Raw genomic sequence first — 18,314 nt, forward strand, 5'->3', positions numbered from 1 at the left:
GCCGGCAGCGGGCGGACGGCTACTCGTCGTCGCCCAGGCCGCGCGCGTGCAGCGCGTCGCCCGTCGCCCGGGCGCCGGCGACGACCCGCACGACCATCGGGACCAGCAGGGCCCGGGGACTCCGCTCGAGTCCCCGGGCCCTCGCCGCGTCCCGGGTCTGCAGGGCGATCTCGAGGGTCGTCGGCAGGGCCCGGATCATCAGCGAGAAGGCCAGCCCGACCCGCGCGGGGTCCACACCGAGGGGGCGCAGCGGCCCGAGCACCCGGGTGACGACGTCGATGAGGTCGTCGACCGCGGTCGTCGTCGTCAGCACGCCGGCCAGCAGGATCATCCCCAGCAGGTCGCCGACCGTCTCGACGGCGGGCGCCCACCCGCGGGTCCACACCTGGTACGCCGTCAGTGCCGCTGCGACGAGCGCGAAGCCGCGCAGCGAGCGCAGGGTGCGGCGCAGGGGCGCGCCCGACCAGGCGACGAGCGCCACCGCCAGGGCCACGAAGGCGACGGCGCTCGCCGGCCCGCGGACCACGGTGACGACCACCGCGGTGACGAGCAGGGCGAGCAGCTTGGCGCCGGCCGGCAGCCGGTGCAGCCACGTGCGCCCCGGGCGGTAGGCGCCCAGCGGGAGGCTGGTCACGCCGTGGCCCGGTAGTGGCCGACGACCTCGGCGGCCGGACCGTCCGCGACGACCCGGCCGCCGTCGACGAGCAGCGCCCGCTCGCAGCGCGCCGCCAGGTCGAGGTCGTGCGTCACCAGCACCAGCTGCTGGGTCAGCCCGAGCAGCAGGTCGCCGACCCGTCGCGCGTTGCGAAGGTCGAGCAGGGTGGTCGGCTCGTCGGCCACGAGGACGGCGGGGTCGGTGGCCAGCACGCCGGCCAGGGCCAGCAGCTGGCGCTGCCCGCCCGACAGGGCGTGCACGCTGCGGTCGGCGAGGTCGCCGAGCCCGAACCGCTCCAGCACCGCCTGGGCCGCGGCCCGCCGCCGCGCCTTGTCGCGGTGGGTGCGCCGCAGCGACAGCGCCACGTCCTCGATCGCCGTCGGCATGACGAGCTGCGCGGCGGGGTCGGTGAAGACGAAGCCCACGCGCCGCCGTACCGCGGCGCCGTCCTCGGCGACGTCGACCCCGTCGACCACGACCCGGCCGGTGGACGGCTCGACGAGGCCGTTGAGGAGCCGCGCCAGGGTGGACTTGCCCGAGCCGTTGGGCCCGACCAGCGCGATGCGCTGCTCGGTGAGGTCGAGCGACGTGCGGTCGAGCACCAGCACGTCGCCGTCGGCGGTGTCGGCCCGGACGACGACGTCCTCGAGCTGGATGCGCCACAAGGGGTGTCAGCCCGCCGGGGTGGCGGCGGGCGTGGACGCGTCCCGCCCGGCGGACGCGCGGTCCCGGCGCCGCGGCAGGAGGTCGGGGAAGGCCCGGTGCACGGAGAACGCGACGACCGCCATCGCGATGTTCTTCAGCACGTCGCCGATCCAGAAGACCTTGTCGACGTCGAAGGCCGCGGCCCAGGTGAGGTCGGCGTTGACGACCAGCCCGGCCATGCCGAGCGTGTGGATGAACACGGCGCTGCTGAGCAGGCCGGCGGCGAAGTAGCCGGGCGCGGCGACGGCGCGGCGGGGCAGGCGCTCGACGATGAACCCGCAGAGGCCGGCCGCCAGGGCGAACCCGAGGAGGTAACCGCCCGAGGGGCCCACGACGACGCCGAGGCCGGAGGCGCCGCCGGAGTAGACCGGCAGCCCGACGGCGCCGGCCGCGACGTACAGCAGGACGGCCAGGAAGCCGCGGCGCGCGCCCAGGACGGCGCCGGCGAGCAGCACGCCGAAGGTCTGCAGCGTGATCGGGACCGGGCCGGCCAGCTTGACGGCCGGCAGGATGGCGCAGATCGCGATGAGGGCGGCGAAGCCGGCGACGAGGGCGATGTCGGTGCCGGTCGAGCGGCGCGACCGGGTCCTCGCGGTGGAGGTGCTCATGGTTGTGCTCCTGGTGATCCTGACCTGACCGGTGGTCAGGTGAACGGCGTTCAGGTTAGGGTCGGAGTCCCGGTCGGTCAACGGGGGCCCACCTGCCGGGCCCGGCGAGGAGGAGACGTGGCGCTCGTGCGGAACCACCGCCCCGACGTCGTCGCGCGGGCCGTCGACGTGCTCGACCGCCACGGCCTCGGCGACCTGTCGATGCGGCGCCTGGGGGCCGAGCTGGGGGTGCGGCCGAGCGCGCTCTACCACCACTTCCCGAGCAAGCAGGCGCTGCTCGCCGCCGTGGCCGACGAGATCCTCCTGCGGGCGCGGTTCGAGCCGGACCTCACCGCGCCCTGGGACGAGCAGGTGGCCGCCGTGTGCGGCTGGGTGCGCGACGCGGTGCTCGCCTACCGCGACGGGGGAGAGGTCGTGGCCACCGCCTACGCGTTCGGCACCGGCGCCATGGCCCCGTACGAGGCCCTCGTCGCCGCGCTGCGCTCCGGCGGGGCCGACGGGCTCGCCGAGATCGGGGCGCGCACGCTGCTGCACTTCGTGCTTGGCCACGTCGTCGACGAGCAGACCCACCTCCAGGCCGCGAGCGCCGGCGCCATCGACGACGCCCCCCGCGCCGGCGGCGACTTCGCCGTGGGCCTCGGCATCGTGCTCGACGGCCTGCGCGTGCGGGTGGACGCGCGGTAGGAGGGGCAGGCGCCAGCGACACGGCGGTGAGTTCAGCAACGTCCCCGCCGGCGGGATCGGACGATGGGACCCCGAGCAGCTCGCCAACGCCGCGGCGATCATCGCCGCCGGTGAGGACATCTCTGTGCCGGCGCGTGCCCAGGCCATCGCGGTGATGACCGCGATGGGCGAGTCGAGCCTGAAGGTCATCGACTACGGCGACAACGCCGGCCCGGACTCCCGCGGGCTGTTCCAGCAGCGCGCGAACGGCGCCTGGGGGCAGCTACGAGGAGCGGATGGACCCCGCATGTCGTCGATCAACTTCTACGAGGCCTGCTGCGCGTCGAGGCCTGGGGACCATGGAACCCACGCTCGCCGCGCACAAGACCCAACGCAACGCCGACCCCTTCCACTACGCCCCGCTGTGGGACGACGCGGTCGACCTCACCACCCCGATGACCGACGCCGGCGTCGAGGTCCTCGAGGCCGGCCAGCCCTGCTCCGGGCTCAACGTCGCACCCGGTGAGGTGACCTACCCGGTCGCCAACGGGGTCTCGATCGACCGGCAGAACTGGGGCAACTCCGGCGGCAACTGGGCTCGCGCCCACACCGGCACCGACTTCTCCCTGCCCTGCGGTGAGCCGGTCTGCGCCGCCCACGCCGGCGTCGTGCGCACCGACGCCTCACAGAGCGGATGGGCCGGGCCGAACTTCATCAAGATCGAGACCGGACCCGACGCCCTCGCCACCTGGTACTCCCACATGGCCGCCGCCAACGTCGCCGACGGCGACCAGGTCCAGTCCGGGCAGATCGTCGGCTACGTCGGCTCCCTCGGCAACAGCACCGGCTGCCACCTGCACTTCGAGGTCCACCCCACCAACGGCTCCATCTACGCCGACAACATCAACCCCTCGACCTGGCTGCGCAACAACGCCGGCCGCACCCTCACGCCGTGACCTTTCGCCCCTTTGGACGACCAAACGGGGGCGCCACATTGGCGCCCCCGTGCTGTCGTTCCTATCCGCGAGGGCCAGCGAGCGGCGTCAGCCCGCAGGCGGCACGTACGCGTCGAGGTGGACCGCGTCGATGAGACGCCGGTCCGAGCGCGAGGTCTCGCGCGCTCCGACCGCCGTCACGCGACGGACGTCCATTAGTGACCCGACGCTTGAGCTCGAACGGGTCCCCCTCGTTCGTGCAGCCGGAAGGAGGCGCGTAGTCGCTCATGGCGCCCCGTGGGCGGGTGGACCGGGATGCCGATGAGTGACCCGCCCAGTCGGATGTGCGTGCTCGCCTCAGTCTTGTATGAAGAGCGGGCCGCTCCGGATAGCGCCCTCCTCGACCCGGATGACGCCGTCTATATCCGTCAGTCGATCGGTCGCCGCCGCCAGGTCGCCGGTGACCTGGACGATCGCGCCCGACGGCCGAGTCTCGATGCCGCTGACGGTGAACCCGGACTGCTCCCAGGTGTCATTCTGGGCAATGAGGTCGCCGCCCAAGTCAGCGAGGGCGTCCTCGGTCCAGCGGCTCGTTAGGACCTGGAGGGTGAGCCCAGCCTGGTCTGCAATGGCGACGGCGGCGGCGTCGGTCTCCGCATCGGGCGTGCTGCGCCAGACGGTAATGATTGAGGGGCCGTCGAAGGCGCGCAGGCTGACGTACCCAGCTCGCTCTCCTGCGCCCCGGTACAAGGTTTCCATCCGCTCGACGGCGCGTGCTGTTTCGCCATCGCCTTCGCCGAGGCGTTGGGGCAACGTCATCTCGGCGGTCTCCAGCGTCAGGCCGCGGTGCATAGCGCTGCCGGCGACGACCGGTTCGAGGTCGACCGGCGTGTCCGCTAGAAGCCACACCTGCATTCGGGATGACTCAAGGTCCACGCTGACAGCTGCGTCGGTGGGAGAGGCTCCCGCCGCGTCGACGGCGGCGTACACCTCTGCGAGCACCTCCGCCTCCTCGTCGCTGACTTCGCCCGCCGTGGAGCCCGGCACGTCATTCGAGGGCGCGCCGCTGGGTGCTGGGCCGCGATCACCGAAGAGGGTGGGTCCAGCGAACGCAATGGCAACGACCGCGGCGCAGGCCGCGGCGACCCCTAGGGGCGCCGGGAACCGGAACGACCGCGCGCGGATGCGGCGCCTTGTGGCCGCGGTGCGGGCGGAGGCGGGCAAGGGGATTGGCCCGTTCCACGATCGGGGCTCGTCGTAGGCGGCACGCGCCCGCTTCAGAATCTGCTCGTCGCCCAGGTCAGTGTTCACGGTGCCTCACTTCGATGCTCGTTCCGGTCGGGTTTGCCCCATACCGGCCTGTTGGCCGGACCGGATACCGGGCTGGCCCTCGGACTGGATGCTGGACCGGGGCAATGGGGATGGGGCGCCCCACTGCTCACGCAAGGCGTCGCTCAACTTATCGAGACCCTCGTGGGTGTTGCGCTTCACCGCACCCGTGCTGCACCGCAGCAAGCTCGCGACCTCAGCGACGGGCAGGTCTTCCAAGAAGCGCAGGACCACGGCTTGGCGCTGACGCGTGGGAAGGAGGCGAAGGGCTTCTTCGAGCACGAGACGATCTGTAGTTCTTAACTCTTCGTCACCTCCAGGCGGCCCTGGGTCGCCGGCACCTTCCGTGCCCAGCCCGACAGCCTCCAAACGCCACCGCGCACGGCGCCGCTCGGAGATGTGCGCCTTAACGAGCGCGGATCGGGCGTACGCGTACGGGTGGTCAGGCACCGTCTTCTGCCAGGCAAACCAGGACCGCTCGAGCACCCCCTGCACGAGGTCCTCGGCCGCGGCGGCGTCGCCACCGTTAAGGGCGCGCGCGACCGTCTCAAGTCGCCCGCCGCTAGCCCTGACGAACGCAACGAACTCTTCTTCGTTCATCGGTGCCCCCTCTCGACACGCTGACGCGGGTGACAACCCCCCTGGTTGTACGAGCGCCGGACGTCTAGTCCACATCGACGTGTTGTGCGTCCCAGGACACAGTTCGAAGGTCAGACGTTTACAGCGCTACTCGAACGCTCGGAGAGGTCTACATGAAGGTGCGCATCGCTCTTGCCGCTGTCTCGGCCACGGTTTTCATCGGCGCCGGTCTGAGTTCGACGCCAGCGCCACTGGTGCACCCCCGGAGCCGACTGAGCAGTCGACCGCTGCGGCGAGCGAAGGCCTCGTCCACCGAGCCGACGACTACTCGACCGCGTTCGGCAACGACGAGGTCATGATGACCACGGAGCAGCAGCAGCGGTTGGGAATCGAAGAAATCCTGCGGCGCACCGATCTGCTGACAACGGCGCTGGCGGCCGTCGGCTTGGACGGACAGGAGGCGTACCCGGCCGGGTTTGCCGGAGTGGTGACGAACCAGTCCGACATGGCCATCCACCTGTTCTGGGTCGACGGCGCCGTCCCCGCAACCGTGACCCGCACCCTCCAGAGCCTACTGGGCGAGGTGCAGGTCCAGGTCCACTCAGCCACCCATGACCGCAACGCTCTTAATCGGCGCATCGCTGAGTTCGCTGACGCCGAGAACATGGGCATTACCTCGCTTGGTCCGCGCAACGACGGCGCCGGGGTCGTGCTGACCCACGCCCCCGACGCCGGGATCGACGCCGTGGCGGCAGCAGAACGCCTTGGCGTTCCGGTTTGGGTCGTCCCCGGAGGCGTCTCTCCGGCAGCCAATCGAAACTATGACGCATCGCCTGTGAAGGGCGGCGCTCTGCTTCAGACCGAGGTCGACGGGGGAGGGGGCTACTCCATCTGCTCGTCCGGCTTCGTCGTCCGCCGCGACTCGGCGTCGGGCACCGCGCTGCGGATGCTGACGGCAGCACACTGTTTCGACCAAATGATCAACTACCCGGCCCCTGACTTCGGCGCAACAGGCCCCGTCCGCCGCTACGACCTGGTCGGCCTTTACCCCGGTCTCGCAGCTGGAGGTACGACGATGGTCCGAGCTTTCGACATGGCCGTCATGAACACGACGTTGTCGTTCTCGAACTACCAATACCGGGGCGCTCCCGGTTTAGACAGCGCCTACGCCGATCCGATCGGCGGTCCGTACTACGGCAGCACTCCTGGGGTTGCGGTCGCATCCAACGGAGCAAACTCCGGAGAGCACCTCGGATACATCCAGGGCAGCACGACCACGCCCTGGTGCCCTGCTGACGAGCCGGGTGAGGCCAACACGTGTGAGGTCGTCGTAGCCGAGAACAACGGCCGCCCGATGGTGGCTGACGGTGACAGCGGTGGCGCCATGCTCTACCAATCGGCGGCCTCGAACCCTTTGCGCGCTGCCGGGCTCATTCACGCGTACGGGGGGGATACCGAGCCGTGCGACACCGTCTACGGTCCCGACACCTGCTATACCGCCGTGCACTACACGTCCGTGGGCGCCCTACTCGGAGAGCTAAACGAAAGTCACGGAGGCGGGTGGTCGGTCGCCAACTGACACCCCGACCGGCGATCCGAGGTGTTCCGGATGGAGGCCCTCCACCACGACCACAACGCCATCCTCGCCTGACACGGCTCCCGCCCGGGGACTGCAGCAACGCGGGTGCGGGGGCGGTTCCGCGGAATCGCCCCCTCACCGGGAAGAGCTGCGTCGCGGGCGGCGCTCCGCGATCGTGCGGTCGGAGGCCACCTATCATCGATACTGGAGCCGGGCACCATGAGGCGCTCGCAGAAGACGACGAGGAGGTGGCCGTGGTGGAGCAGCGCACGTTCTTTCGCGACCACCGTCCCTACGAGGTGCCCGCGCGCCTCGAGGACCTGACCGGCCCGGTCGGCGGGACGGTCGAGGTGCCGCACGCGGTGCTCTGGGCTCCCGGTGGGCCGCGGCGTGACCTCGACGACCCGGCGGTACGGCGTCTGGTCTACGTCGCTGTGATCGCCGAGGGCGGCCACGAGGAGCAGGCGGCCCTGCTGAACCGCGACCTGCTCGTCAAGGACTGGGAGCGGCTGATGATCCCGCGCCGTGCGCGCGAGCTGTGGCAAGCCCGCTTCCCCGAGCTCGCCGGCGATCAGGCGGTCACCGACGCCCACGAGCCGGTCCACGCCGCGAGCCGGTAGGGCCCGTGAGCACCCGCAAGCCGCCCACCGACGACGCCGCAGCGCCTAGCGGTGGCCGCGCTGCGTTTGAGCTGACGCAGCAGCGGGTGACCGCAGCAGCGCTGCGAGGCTCGGCCGGTTCGGCCGGGTCGGGTTTCGCGCTGGCCGGTGCTGGCGCGATCCGCGCCCACGGGGTGACCGACCGCCCGACCGAGGACGTCGACCTGTTCACCGCACAGGTCGACCCAGCCACGTTCAGCGCTGCCGTCGACCAGGTGATCGCCAGCCTGGGGGACGAAGGGTTCCAGGTGACCACGTTGCGCCGTCTCGACGGGTTCGCCCGTCTCGAGGTCCTCGACCCCAACACCCGGCCTGCCAACGAGCCGCCACTTCGGAACGAGCGAAAGGGACAACATCGTTGACTCCGTCGAAGAAACAACGAGGACGCCGACTTTTGTATGCAGTCTTTCTCGGCCTCGGTGCGGCAGTTTTCTTTTACTTTGGAAATTCTCTGCTCTTCCCGGACAGAAGTCGATCGACCAATCTTGAGTTTCCCGTTATAGCTGGCGTGGGCATTGGCTTCATCAACTACTTCACTTTCCCGGGTGTTCAGCGTGGCACCGGGATCGAGAAGCGAGAAGGGCGCACGCACACCCAGAACGACGCCGACTGATCGGACAGCAGGAACTGCATAGGTCAGGCCTGGGGGCTAGGCACTCTGCTCACAAGGGATGGGCTCCTCATCGAGCCCCCACGTGCCAAGTGGGCGCCGATGACAGGCGGCGACGCAGCGGGAGCAACATGGTGAGCGAGATGAACCGAGTGAGGCAGAAGTTCGACCCAGGCCCTCTAAGCCGTCGCAGCAGTTGTGGCTGCATGTGGAGCTGAGCATGTCTTGGCAGCAGGCACCGCTTCTTTCTTTGCTCTCGCCGTCTGGGGACTGCGCACGGGGGGGAAGTAACGATCACGGGTCCGGATCTGCGCTGAACCGCCTGCAGTTGACACGGCCGGCGCCGTTTCGATGAGGATCCTCCAACGGGACACCGCCGACCGGCGCGCGCTCGGCGTCACTGCGCGGGTCGCGCCGTCCCGTCGAACCCGTCCGCAACTAATCCCGGTGGCGGGGCCGTATGCGGAATGTCCCGGCGGCATGTCAGTCGAGGGCTCACCGCCGCGCTCGCACCCTGCCGAGAAGGCCACACCCCGCTGGTCGCCAATCCCTACCGCCTCGCACGCTCGATCCCGGACGCCCGCGACATCGTCGGCGAACTGATCGTTGCCGGCGTGCAGTTGGCGATCGGCGGATCGGTCCACGACCCCACCGACCCGATCGGCCGGCTGCTGTTCAACGTGCTCGTGATGGTGGCCGAGTTCGAAGCAGACCTGATCGCAGCCGGCACCCGCGAGGGCATGGCCGTCGCCAGAGCGGAGGGCAGGCTGAAGGGGCGACACCCCAAGTTGTCCTAGCCCCAGGAGCGGCACCTGCCGGGCGCTCGAACGAGCCGAGACCCTGTCACGAGCGGGAGCGACAGGGCCCGCGCGATTGCCCTCGACCTGGATGGCCGACGTCCCTGTCGGCACGCGGCCCCACCTGGTCAACGCGCGCGATCTTCACACGCCCGAGGAGCCGAGGGCGCTGTGCACGGTCACGGTCGTGCCGGGCCTGCGCGGCGCGGTCGGCGGGTGAGTCCGTGGGATCACCCACCGACGCGACAGCGCCGTCCGCGTCGTCGCTGGCGTGCGTCGGCTGGGTCTCGGTGGCCGTGTCCTTCAACCGGAGGGACAATGCCGCAGCCGCGTCCCGCAGCGCTCACCTGCCCAGGTGTCGACAGCAGCGCCCGGAAATCCCTCGACCGCACGCCCGGACGGGTGACAGGGTGGGGAGGTCGGGCGGCCGCCCGACCGACGCGCTAGCCGAGGAGGCACCCGTGAGCGGATCGAACAAGGCCCCGGACGACGTCAAGGCCAAGATGCGGGAGGCGTTGGCGCGCAAGCAGGCGCACGACCACCCCGACGACTCGGTGGGCAACGACGGCAAGGCCCACGGCCCCGAGGTCGCGGGCGGTGCGGCGCCGCAGATGCACCGGCGCAAGGCGGGTGGCGGCGGGTCCTGAGCCCCGCGGTCAGAGCTTGCGCAGCCGCACGTACCGCACCGAGTGGTCGCGGTCCTTGCGGAGCACGAGCGTGGCGCGGGACCGCGTCGGCAGCACGTTCTGCACGAGGTTGGGGCCGTTGATGGCGTCCCAGATCCGGGTCGCTTCCGCGACGGCCTCGTCCTCGGACAGCTCGGCGTACTTGCGGAAGTACGACGCCGGGTCCTGGAACGCGGTCTCGCGCAGGCGCAGGAACCGCTCGACGTACCAGCGCTGGATGTCGCTGGTCGCCGCGTCGACGTAGACGGAGAAGTCGAAGAAGTCGCTGACGGCGAGGCTCGTGCGGCCGTCGTCGCGCACGGCGGCGGGCTGCAGCACGTTGAGGCCCTCGACGATGACGATGTCGGGGTGCTGCACCACGACCTTCTCGTCGCGGCGCACGTCGTACGACAGGTGCGAGTAGATCGGCGCCTCGACCTCGTCGCGCCCCGACTTGATGTCGACCACGAAGCGCAGCAGCGCGCGCCGGTCGTAGGACTCGGGGAAGCCCTTGCGCCCGAGCAGGCCGCGCCGCTCCAGCTCGGCGTTGGGGTGCAGGAACCCGTCGGTCGTCACGAGCGCGACGTTGGGGTGCTCGGGCCAGCGGGCGAGCAGCTCCTGCAGCACGCGGGCGGTCGTGGACTTGCCGACCGCGACGGACCCGGCGACCCCGATGACGAACGGGGTACGGCGGGGCTGCGGGCGCCCGAGGAAGTCCTCCGTGCGCCGGTGGAGCTGGCCGTTGGACTCGACGTACAGGCTGAGGAGCCGCGAGAGCGGCAGGTAGATCTGCTGCACCTCGTCGAGGTCGAGGTGGGTCCCGAGGCCGCGCAGCCGGCGGATCTCGGCGTACGTCAGCGGGCTCTCCGTGGCGTCGGCCAGGCCGGCCCACGCGGACCGGTCGAGCTCGACGTACGGGGAGGCGGGCTCGCGTCCGTGGTGATCGAGGTGCACCACGTCGCCGGCGGCAGACATGGGGGGCATTGTTGCAGCACCCCGTTCCGCCGCGGCGGCACCTGGGCCCGGAGTCGCGGGTCCCGGGAAAAGCCCGGAGGCGCCGTAGACTCAGTCGCTATGTGTGGAATCGTCGGGTACGTCGGTCAGCGTTCGGCCCAGGACGTGGTGATCGAGGGTCTGCGGCGGATGGAGTACCGGGGCTACGACTCCGCGGGCATCGCGCTGGTCCACGAGGGCACGCTGGCCGTCGACAAGCGGGCGGGCAAGCTCGCCAACCTCGAGAAGGCCATCGACGAGACGCCGCTGCCGACGTCCACGACCGGCATCGGTCACACCCGGTGGGCCACCCACGGCGCCCCCACCGACGTCAACGCCCACCCCCACCTCGGCAGCGAGGGCCGGCTCGCGGTGGTGCACAACGGCATCATCGAGAACTTCGCCGCGCTGCGGAAGCGGCTCGAGGACGAGGGCATCTCGCTGGTCTCCGAGACCGACACCGAGATCGCCGCGCACCTCCTCGAGCTGCAGCTGGCGTCGGGGGAGGACCTGACGGTCGCGATGCAGCGCGTGTGCTCGCGCCTCGAGGGCGCCTTCACGCTGGTCGCGGTCGACGCGCTGGACCCCGACCGGGTCGTGGCCGCGCGCCGCAACTCGCCGCTGGTCGTCGGCCTCGGCGAGGGCGAGAACTTCCTCGGCTCCGACGTCGCCGCCTTCATCGAGCACACCCGTGAGGCGCTCGAGCTCGACCAGGACCAGGTCGTCACCATCACCCGGGAGGGCGTGGAGGTCACCGGCTTCGACGGGGTCCCGGCGCAGGGCCGGCAGTACCACGTCGACTGGGATCTCTCGGCCGCCGAGAAGGACGGCCACGACTGGTTCATGCGCAAGGAGATCTTCGAGCAGCCGCGCGCCGTGGCCGACTCGCTCCTGGGCCGCACGAACGCGGAGGGCACGCTGCAGCTCGACGAGGTGCGCCTGTCCGACGACGAGCTGCGCGACATCGACAAGATCATCATCATCGCGTGCGGCACGTCGTTCTACGCGGGCATGGTCGCGAAGTACGCCATCGAGCACTGGTGCCGCATCCCGGTCGAGGTCGAGCTGGCCAGCGAGTTCCGCTACCGCGACCCGATCCTCAACTACTCCACGCTCGTCGTCGCGATCAGCCAGTCCGGCGAGACCGCCGACACCCTGCAGGCGATCCGCCACGCGCGCGTGCAGCGCTCGAAGGTGCTCGCGATCTGCAACACCAACGGCTCGACGATCCCGCGCGAGTCCGACGCCGTCATCTACACCCACGCCGGCCCCGAGATCGGCGTCGCCTCCACCAAGGGCTTCCTCACGCAGCTCGTGGCCTGCTACCTGCTCGCCCTCTACCTGGCCCAGGTCAAGGGCACCCGGTACGGCGACGAGATCAACCAGGTGGTGCGCCAGCTCGAGGCGATCCCCGCGCAGATCCAGGACGTGCTCGACCGCGCCCAGGAGGTCTACGACCTCGCGGGGGAGTACGTCGACGCCACCTCCGTGCTCTTCCTCGGCCGCCACGCCGGCTACCCGGTCGCGCTCGAGGGGGCCCTCAAGCTCAAGGAGCTGGCCTACCTGCACGCGGAGGGCTTCGCCGCCGGCGAGCTCAAGCACGGCCCCATCGCGCTGGTCGACGAGGGCCTGCCCGTGCTCTGCATCGTGCCGTCGCGCGGCCGGGACCAGCTGCACGACAAGATGATCAGCGGCATCCAGGAGGTCCGGGCGCGCGGCGCCCGCACCATCTGCTTCGCCGAGGAGGGCGACACGGACATCGAGCCGTACGCCGACGTGCTGTTCCGGCTGCCCAAGGTGCCGACGCTGCTCCAGCCGCTCGTGGCCACCGTGCCGCTGCAGCTCTTCGCCTGCGAGCTGGCGACCGTCAAGGGCCACGACGTCGACCAGCCCCGCAACCTCGCCAAGTCCGTCACGGTCGAGTAGGCGCGGCAGCGGTGCCGATCGTGGCCGTGGGGGTCGACGTCTGCGACGTCGGCCGGTTCGGCGCCTCCCTGGAGCGCACGCCGAGCCTGCGCACCCGGCTCTTCACCCCCGCCGAGGTCGAGGGCCGCTCGCTGGAGTCGCTGGCCGCCCGCTTCGCGGCCAAGGAGGCGCTGGCCAAGGCGCTGGGCGCCCCCGGCGACCTCGCGTGGCACGACGCCGAGGTGCTGCGCGAGGCGGGCGCGGCGCCGTACCTCGCCCTGCGGGGCACCGTGCTGGCCCGCGCCACCGCGCTGGGCGTGCGCGACTCGCACGTCTCGCTGAGCCACGACGCCGGGGTCGCGACGGCGTTCGTCGTGCTCGAGCGCTAGGGCTGGGGGCTCGCGCGGCGCCGGCGGGCCAGCAGCCCGCCCGCGACGGCGGCGGCGACCACGACACCGGCCAGCGCGCACCAGCCCGCGACGTAGGGGCGATCGAGCAGCGTCGGGTTGTCCGGCAGGGCCCCGAACCGGCCGAGCACCGGCACGGTCGCCAGGGTCACCCCCACCAGCACGATCCCCGCCGCGGCGACCGGGGCGCGTGCGCCGGCCGGCACGACGCGCGGCAGGGCCCACCCCAGCGCGAGCGCCACGGGGGCCAGCACGAAGTCGTGCAGCAGCACTCCGACGAGGAACCACACCGCCACGTCGACGACCTGCGCCGTCTCCTGGCGGGTGAGCAGCAGGAAGGCGCCGTACGCCGCGAGCCCGACGCCGAGCGCCCCCAGGGCCCCGCGGGCCGCGGTCACGCCTGGACCTCCAGCCGCGTGACCCACTTGGTCTGCAGCACGCCGGGCCGGTTCGGCGCGATGAGGCGCGTCGGGGCGCCGTGGTCGAGCGTCAGCGGCTCGCCGGACAGCTCGAGGGCCAGCAGCGTGCGGTCGTCGTCGGCGAAGTTGCCGGGCAGCTCGGTGCGCCGGTAGGGCCCCGACTCCTGCAGCGAGGTCACGACGACGTGGGGGCTGCGCGGGGCGTCGACGAGGTCGAGCACGTCGCGCAGCCGGACCCCGCCCCACGTGCCCGACGCGCTCCAGCCCTCCACGCAGGCGATGGGGAGGGTCTCGGTGCGCTGGGGGAGGGCCACGAGGTCCGCGCGCGTCAGCAGCACGGTGCGCTCGCCGTGCACCACCTCGAGCCGGTACGCCGGGTCGCTCGCCGTCGCGCGCACGCCCGCGCGCTCCGCCGAGGTGTTGATCGGCACGCCCTGCGGGCCGTCGCCGGAGCGGACGCCCAGCACCGAGACGTCCCGCAGCCACGGCACGGCGCTGCCCGCGGTGGCCAGGACGGCGACGCCGGTGGCCGCCCACGTGGTGCGCAGCAGCCCGCGGCGCGACAGGACGCCCGGCCGCGTGGCGGTGGGGCGGTCGAGCGCGGTGTCCTCGACGTCGGCCCCGAGCGCGGTGCGGATGACGGGCAGCTTGACGGCGACGTGCAGCACGAGCGCGCCGATGGCGACCCAGCCGATCGCGAAGTGGGTGGTGCGGAAGGAGAAGTCCTGCCAGGGGTACCAGCGGGCCGCGTTGGCCAGCCCGGTCGCCAGCTGGAAGATCGCGGCGGCCACCAGCACACCGATCGAGGCCCGCTCGGCGACGTCGAGGAGCCGCTTGCGCGTGCCGGCGGGCACGGGGTGGAGCAGGCCGGGCTGCACGGTCCACAGCTTCACGAGCAGCAGCGGCACGCAGGCCGTGCCCGTGATGACGTGGAGGCCCTGGGTGACCCGGTAGCCCGAGGCCGGCGACGTCGGGAACGGCACCGCGGGGCGGGGCAGCTGGGCCCAGTGGCTGATGAGCCCCGTGAGGAAGCAGATGGTGAAGCAGACGCCGAGCCAGGCTCCGACCCGCGCCGCGACGGCCGCGCTCCGCAGCCGCGAGGTGAACGCGGCCTCCGTGGGCACGGCCGGCCTCCTCATGAGGTCTCGCCGACCCCGGAGGCGGGAGCGGCGTCGCCGAGCACCGCGGTCCAGCGGTCGTCGACGACGTGGAGGGTGAGGACCTCGAACCCGGCGCTGCGCGCGAGCTCGTCGATCGCGTCGACCCCGACGACCGACCAGCGGAACGGCCGGCTGACGGTGTCGCCGCACTGCAGCCGCGCCCAGCGCGAGGCGATGCCGACGCCCGGTCCGGCCAGGTCGACGACCACGCGCCCGCGCGGCTCGACGAGCTCGCGCACCCGGCGCAGCAGGGCCTCGGGGTCGCCGCCGATGCCGACGTTGCCGTCGGCCAGCAGCACCGTGGTCCACCGCCCCTCGTGGGGCAGGGCCTCGAACACGTCGTGCTGCAGGGCGACGACGCCGCGCTCGCGCGCCAGCCGGACGGACTCGGCGACCACGTCGATGGCGAGCACGTCGTGGCCGCGCTCGACGAGCGCCGCAGCCATCCGGCCCGGTCCGCAGCCGACGTCCATCGTCACGCCCTCGCACAGGTCGAGCACGGCGAGGTCGGACTTCTGCGCCGGGCGGCGCCAGTCGCCCACCGGCAGGTCCTCCGGCACAGCGTCGGGGTCGTCGACGAGACCCACCACGGTGCAGGGGACACCGTTGAGCGCGCGTGCGAACAGCTCGGAGAAGGAGACCTCCTTCATCGCCCACCTCCGGCCGGCTGCTGGTCGGGTCGTCGTGTCCATGAGGAGTGGTTCGGTGCGACGACCCGATCGGATGGGTCCGGTTCCCCGATCGCCGCGCGCCAGCCGCGGGCGAAGCGGGTCGACGGCGCCGCGGCGGCCACCGCGCGGGCGTCGTCGACCTCGTCGACGTCGACCAGCTCGGGCGCCGACCCGACGCTCAGCCCGGCGGCCTCGAGCGCCGCCCGGGTGGCGGCGCCGGTGCCGGCCGTCGACATGGGCACGCCCCGCAGGGCGACGGCGTCGCGGGGGTCCCGCAGGGCCAGCGCCCACCAGCCGCCGTCGGCGGCCGGGGCGAGCACGGCGTCGTGGTCCGCGAGGCCGGCCACGACCTCGGCCAGCAGGTCCGGGGTGACCTGGGGGGTGTCCATGCCGACCTGCACCACGGGGCCGGGCACCTCGGCGTGCGCCGCGGCCAGCCGCTCGTCGAAGTCGCCCTCGACCTGCGGGCGCACCGTCCACCCGGTCAGCGCCGCGCGCAGGGTCCCACCGCCGTCCACCGCCTCGTCCAGGTCGCCAGCGAGGGCGACGTGGCAGCGGTGCGGGCCGGCGTACCGCTGCGCGGCGTCGAGGGTGTCGAGGAGGGCCGCGGTCGCCAGCGTGGCGGCCTCGACCATGCCCACCTCGGCCCCCAGGCGCGTCTTGGCCAGCCCGGGCACGGGTGCCTTGGCGACGACGAGCACGTGGGCGGGTGGCGGGCCGCTCACGACAGCACCCGCCAGAAGTCGCGGGCGGTGCGGGCGGTGCCGCGCACCGAGCCCGACACCTTGGAGCGCGTGCCCTCGGCCCGCGGGTGGTAGGCGACGTCGTGCTCGGCGATGCGCCACCCGGCGCGGACCGCCCGGTCGACCAGCTCGACGGGGTAGCCGAAGCGACGGTCCTCGACGCCGAGGTCGAGCAGCGCGGTGCGGCCGACCACCCGCACGGCCCCGATGTCGTGCATCTGCATGCCGATGCGGCGCCGCAGCCAGGCCACGACGAGCGCGTTCCCGGCCCGGGCGTGCCAGGGCCAGATGCCGCGGCCGACCGGGCGGCGGCGCCCGACCGCCATGTCGGCACGGCCGGACCGGACGTCCTCGACCAGCGGCAGCAGGGCGGCGGGGTCGAACGAGCCGTCACCGTCCATGAACGCCACGAGGTCGGCGGTGGCGGCGAGCAGGCCGGCGTGGCACGCGGCGCCGTACCCCGGGGTCGGCTCGGCGACCACGCGGGCCCCCAGCGACCGGGCGACGTCGGCCGTGCCGTCACGCGAGCCGTTGTCCACGACGACGACCGAGAAGGCGGCCGGGATGCGCGGCAGCAGGTGCCGCAGCGCGGCGGCCTCGTCGCGGCAGGGCAGCACGAGGTCGCAGGTGCCGGCGGGGAGGCCCCCGGAAGGGGTGGGGGGTGTCACACCAGCCAACAGTAGGTGGCCTATGGGTGACGACCGGCCGACACGACCGTGCGCCGCGGGCCCGCGCCCGACCGGTGGCTGCCTAGGGTGGCCGACATGGCGGACCCCCGAGCGACCCCGACCTCCGCGGTGCCCCGGTCCCGGACCCTCGCGACGGCGGCGGGGGTGGGCCTGGCGGTGGCGGTCCTGCTGGTCCTCGCCGCCCTCGTCGTGCCGCCCGCGTTCGACTGGCAGGTGTGGGCGCGCTCGGCGAAGGCGCAGGCCTCGGGGGACCTCCCGCCGCTGCACGGGTTCTGGCGGGCCGGCGTCGGGATCGGCACCGTCCCGGCCGTGCTGCTGGCCGTCGCCGGCGTCGCCTGGGGCGGGCGCCTCGCGGACCGGCTGGGCTGGCGCAGCCTCCTGCTCGTCGCGTACGGCGCGGGGCTGGCGTGGCTGCTCGCGCTCGCGCTGACCGACGGCGAGAGCGGGCTGACGCGCAAGCTGGGCGCGGACGACGAGTACCTCCCGACCGCGCGGGAGGTCGACGACGTCGGGGCCTTCCTCAGCGGCTTCATCGACCGCATTCCGGACGAGTCCGAGGGCCAGTGGCCCACCCACGTGGCGGGCCACCCGCCCGGGATGACGCTCTTCTTCGTGCTGCTCGTGCGCCTCGGCCTGGGCGGCGACCTCGCCGCGGCGATCGTGGTCGTGCTCCTCGCCGCCACGCTCGCCCCCGCCGTGCTCGTCACCCTGCGGGTGCTCGGGGCCGGGGCGGCGGCCCGCCGGGCCGCGCCGTTCCTCGTGCTCACCCCGTCGGCGGTCTTCCTGGCCACCTCGGGCGACGCCGTCATCGCGGTCACCACCGCCTGGGGCATGGCGTGCCTCGCCGCGGGGGCGCGGGCGAGCCGGACCGGGCCGTGGCTGGCCTGGTCGGGGCTGGCCGGCGTGCTCCTGGGGCTGGGCGTGCTCATGTCGTACGGCATGCCGCTCATCGGGCTCGTCGCCCTGGCGGTGCTCGTCGTGGCGCGCTCGTGGCGCCCGCTGCCCGTCGCGGCCGCCACGGCGCTCGTCGTGGTGCTCGTCTTCGCCGCGGCCGGGTTCGCCTGGTGGGAGGCCTACCCGGTGCTGGTGGAGCGCTACTGGGCGGGCATCGCGACGCTGCGGCCCGCGTCGTACTGGGTGTGGGGCAACCTCGCGGCGCTCCTGCTCAGCGCGGGGCTCGCCGTCGGTGCCGGTGCGGGCGCCTGGGGCGCCCACGTGGTCGCGGCGGTGCGGGCCCGGCGGGGCGGGGCCACGTCGGCCGGCGCCGCGACCGACGCCGCCCCCGACGCCGAGGCCCTGCCCGGTGGGGACCTGCGGGCCCTGCTGTGGCTGGCGGGCGGCGGCTTCGCGTGTGTGCTCGCCGCCGACGCCTCGGGCATGAGCAAGGCGGAGGTCGAGCGCATCTGGCTGCCGTTCATCCCCTGGCTCACCTTGTCGCTCGCCCTGCTGCCGGCGCGTTGGCGCGCCCCCGCGCTGGGCCTGCAGGTGCTCCTGGCGCTCGTCCTGGAGCACCTGCTCTACACCAGCTGGTGACGCCCGGCGC

22 protein-coding genes are annotated in these 18,314 nt (G+C 72.8%); 11 read left to right on the forward strand and 11 right to left on the reverse strand.

Translation table 11 applies throughout. From position 1 onward, the window contains the following. Positions 1–19: 19 nt before the first annotated feature. From ACOACO_RS07215 to ACOACO_RS07225, 3 genes are read right to left on the reverse strand one after another with little or no spacing between them, the layout of a single operon-like run. Entirely contained in the window at positions 20–634 is a 615-nt protein-coding gene (locus ACOACO_RS07215) for an energy-coupling factor transporter transmembrane component T family protein (protein ID WP_420295559.1), read from the reverse strand. Then, the gene (locus tag ACOACO_RS07220) at positions 631–1,320 is read right to left on the reverse strand and encodes an energy-coupling factor ABC transporter ATP-binding protein (protein WP_420295560.1); all 690 of its coding nucleotides are present in this window, start codon (positions 1,318–1,320) and stop codon (positions 631–633) included. The genes ACOACO_RS07215 and ACOACO_RS07220 overlap by 4 nt, the downstream gene beginning before the upstream one ends. A 6-nt stretch (positions 1,321–1,326) precedes the next feature. Next, the gene (locus ACOACO_RS07225; protein WP_420295561.1) at positions 1,327–1,968 is read right to left on the reverse strand and encodes a biotin transporter BioY; all 642 of its coding nucleotides are present in this window, start codon (positions 1,966–1,968) and stop codon (positions 1,327–1,329) included. 117 nt (positions 1,969–2,085) lie between these two features. On the opposite strand from ACOACO_RS07225, the gene ACOACO_RS07230 reads away from it, so the two are divergent. Together ACOACO_RS07230 and ACOACO_RS07235 are read left to right on the forward strand one after the other, a co-directional pair. Beyond that, on the forward strand, positions 2,086–2,652 hold the full coding sequence (locus tag ACOACO_RS07230; RefSeq protein WP_420295562.1) for a TetR family transcriptional regulator: 567 nt from the start codon (positions 2,086–2,088) through the stop codon (positions 2,650–2,652). Between the two features lie 338 nt (positions 2,653–2,990). Next, positions 2,991–3,587: a M23 family metallopeptidase gene (locus tag ACOACO_RS07235; protein WP_420295563.1), complete on the forward strand. Its 597-nt coding sequence runs from the start codon at positions 2,991–2,993 to the stop codon at positions 3,585–3,587. A 336-nt stretch (positions 3,588–3,923) separates the two neighbouring features. Here the strand turns inward: ACOACO_RS07235 and ACOACO_RS07240 are convergent, their stop codons facing one another. Together ACOACO_RS07240 and ACOACO_RS07245 are read right to left on the reverse strand one after the other, a co-directional pair. Beyond that, the gene (locus ACOACO_RS07240) at positions 3,924–4,877 is read right to left on the reverse strand and encodes a hypothetical protein (RefSeq protein ID WP_420295564.1); all 954 of its coding nucleotides are present in this window, start codon (positions 4,875–4,877) and stop codon (positions 3,924–3,926) included. A gap of 6 nt (positions 4,878–4,883) precedes the next feature. Beyond that, entirely contained in the window at positions 4,884–5,495 is a 612-nt protein-coding gene (locus ACOACO_RS07245; protein WP_420295565.1) for a sigma-70 family RNA polymerase sigma factor, read from the reverse strand. Positions 5,496–5,832: 337 nt separating this feature from the next. Between ACOACO_RS07245 and ACOACO_RS07250 the strand changes: the two genes are divergently transcribed. The 6 genes from ACOACO_RS07250 to ACOACO_RS07275 all read left to right on the forward strand — a co-directional run bounded on the left by ACOACO_RS07250 (position 5,833) and on the right by ACOACO_RS07275 (position 9,766). Next, entirely contained in the window at positions 5,833–7,053 is a 1,221-nt protein-coding gene (locus tag ACOACO_RS07250; protein ID WP_420295566.1) for a hypothetical protein, read from the forward strand. A gap of 254 nt (positions 7,054–7,307) precedes the next feature. Then, on the forward strand, positions 7,308–7,673 hold the full coding sequence (locus tag ACOACO_RS07255) for a transcriptional regulator (RefSeq protein WP_420295567.1): 366 nt from the start codon (positions 7,308–7,310) through the stop codon (positions 7,671–7,673). A gap of 5 nt (positions 7,674–7,678) precedes the next feature. Beyond that, on the forward strand, positions 7,679–8,074 hold the full coding sequence (locus ACOACO_RS07260) for a nucleotidyl transferase AbiEii/AbiGii toxin family protein (RefSeq protein WP_420295568.1): 396 nt from the start codon (positions 7,679–7,681) through the stop codon (positions 8,072–8,074). Positions 8,075–8,789: 715 nt separating this feature from the next. Next, entirely contained in the window at positions 8,790–9,119 is a 330-nt protein-coding gene (locus ACOACO_RS07265) for a recombinase family protein (RefSeq protein ID WP_420295569.1), read from the forward strand. 91 nt (positions 9,120–9,210) lie between these two features. Next, positions 9,211–9,339, forward strand: coding sequence for a hypothetical protein (locus tag ACOACO_RS07270; protein ID WP_420295570.1), 129 nt, complete (start codon positions 9,211–9,213; stop codon positions 9,337–9,339). A 241-nt stretch (positions 9,340–9,580) separates the two neighbouring features. Then, positions 9,581–9,766 carry a DUF5302 domain-containing protein gene (locus tag ACOACO_RS07275; RefSeq protein WP_420295571.1) on the forward strand — a complete coding sequence of 62 codons (186 nt, stop codon included), beginning with the start codon at positions 9,581–9,583 and terminating at the stop codon, positions 9,764–9,766. Positions 9,767–9,775: 9 nt separating this feature from the next. Here ACOACO_RS07275 and coaA read toward each other — a convergent pair whose 3' ends face one another. After that, on the reverse strand, positions 9,776–10,759 hold the full coding sequence (coaA, locus tag ACOACO_RS07280) for a type I pantothenate kinase (protein WP_420295572.1): 984 nt from the start codon (positions 10,757–10,759) through the stop codon (positions 9,776–9,778). A 99-nt stretch (positions 10,760–10,858) separates the two neighbouring features. Here coaA and glmS point away from each other — a divergent pair, with 99 nt between their 5' ends. Next, positions 10,859–12,703, forward strand: coding sequence for a glutamine--fructose-6-phosphate transaminase (isomerizing) (glmS, locus tag ACOACO_RS07285; protein ID WP_420295573.1), 1,845 nt, complete (start codon positions 10,859–10,861; stop codon positions 12,701–12,703). Between the two features lie 11 nt (positions 12,704–12,714). Next, complete coding sequence (locus tag ACOACO_RS07290; protein WP_420295574.1) at positions 12,715–13,071, forward strand: holo-ACP synthase; 357 nt, start codon at positions 12,715–12,717, stop codon at positions 13,069–13,071. Here the strand turns inward: ACOACO_RS07290 and ACOACO_RS07295 are convergent. The 5 genes from ACOACO_RS07295 to ACOACO_RS07315 are packed head-to-tail and all read right to left on the reverse strand — an operon-like array spanning position 13,068 to position 16,750. After that, on the reverse strand, positions 13,068–13,487 hold the full coding sequence (locus ACOACO_RS07295) for a hypothetical protein (protein WP_420295575.1): 420 nt from the start codon (positions 13,485–13,487) through the stop codon (positions 13,068–13,070). The two genes, ACOACO_RS07290 and ACOACO_RS07295, sit on opposite strands and share 4 nt — an antisense overlap. Beyond that, the gene (locus tag ACOACO_RS07300; RefSeq protein ID WP_420295576.1) at positions 13,484–14,632 is read right to left on the reverse strand and encodes a molybdopterin-dependent oxidoreductase; all 1,149 of its coding nucleotides are present in this window, start codon (positions 14,630–14,632) and stop codon (positions 13,484–13,486) included. Before ACOACO_RS07300 ends, ACOACO_RS07295 begins: the two co-directional genes overlap by 4 nt. A gap of 11 nt (positions 14,633–14,643) precedes the next feature. Beyond that, the gene (locus tag ACOACO_RS07305) at positions 14,644–15,318 is read right to left on the reverse strand and encodes a class I SAM-dependent methyltransferase (protein WP_420295577.1); all 675 of its coding nucleotides are present in this window, start codon (positions 15,316–15,318) and stop codon (positions 14,644–14,646) included. Next, a complete protein-coding gene (locus ACOACO_RS07310) occupies positions 15,315–16,064 on the reverse strand; it encodes a TIGR04282 family arsenosugar biosynthesis glycosyltransferase (RefSeq protein WP_420295578.1) in 750 nt (249 codons plus the stop codon). Before ACOACO_RS07310 ends, ACOACO_RS07305 begins: the two co-directional genes overlap by 4 nt. Continuing rightward, positions 16,061–16,750 carry a glycosyltransferase family 2 protein gene (locus ACOACO_RS07315; RefSeq protein WP_420295579.1) on the reverse strand — a complete coding sequence of 230 codons (690 nt, stop codon included), beginning with the start codon at positions 16,748–16,750 and terminating at the stop codon, positions 16,061–16,063. The genes ACOACO_RS07310 and ACOACO_RS07315 overlap by 4 nt, the downstream gene beginning before the upstream one ends. 96 nt (positions 16,751–16,846) lie before the next feature. Here ACOACO_RS07315 and ACOACO_RS07320 point away from each other — a divergent pair, with 96 nt between their 5' ends. Further along, complete coding sequence (locus tag ACOACO_RS07320) at positions 16,847–18,304, forward strand: hypothetical protein (RefSeq protein WP_420295580.1); 1,458 nt, start codon at positions 16,847–16,849, stop codon at positions 18,302–18,304. Positions 18,305–18,314: the final 10 nt, after the last annotated feature.

It is taken from the genome of Nocardioides sp. CPCC 205120 (assembly GCF_048654585.1).
Lineage (GTDB): Bacteria > Actinomycetota > Actinomycetes > Propionibacteriales > Nocardioidaceae > Nocardioides.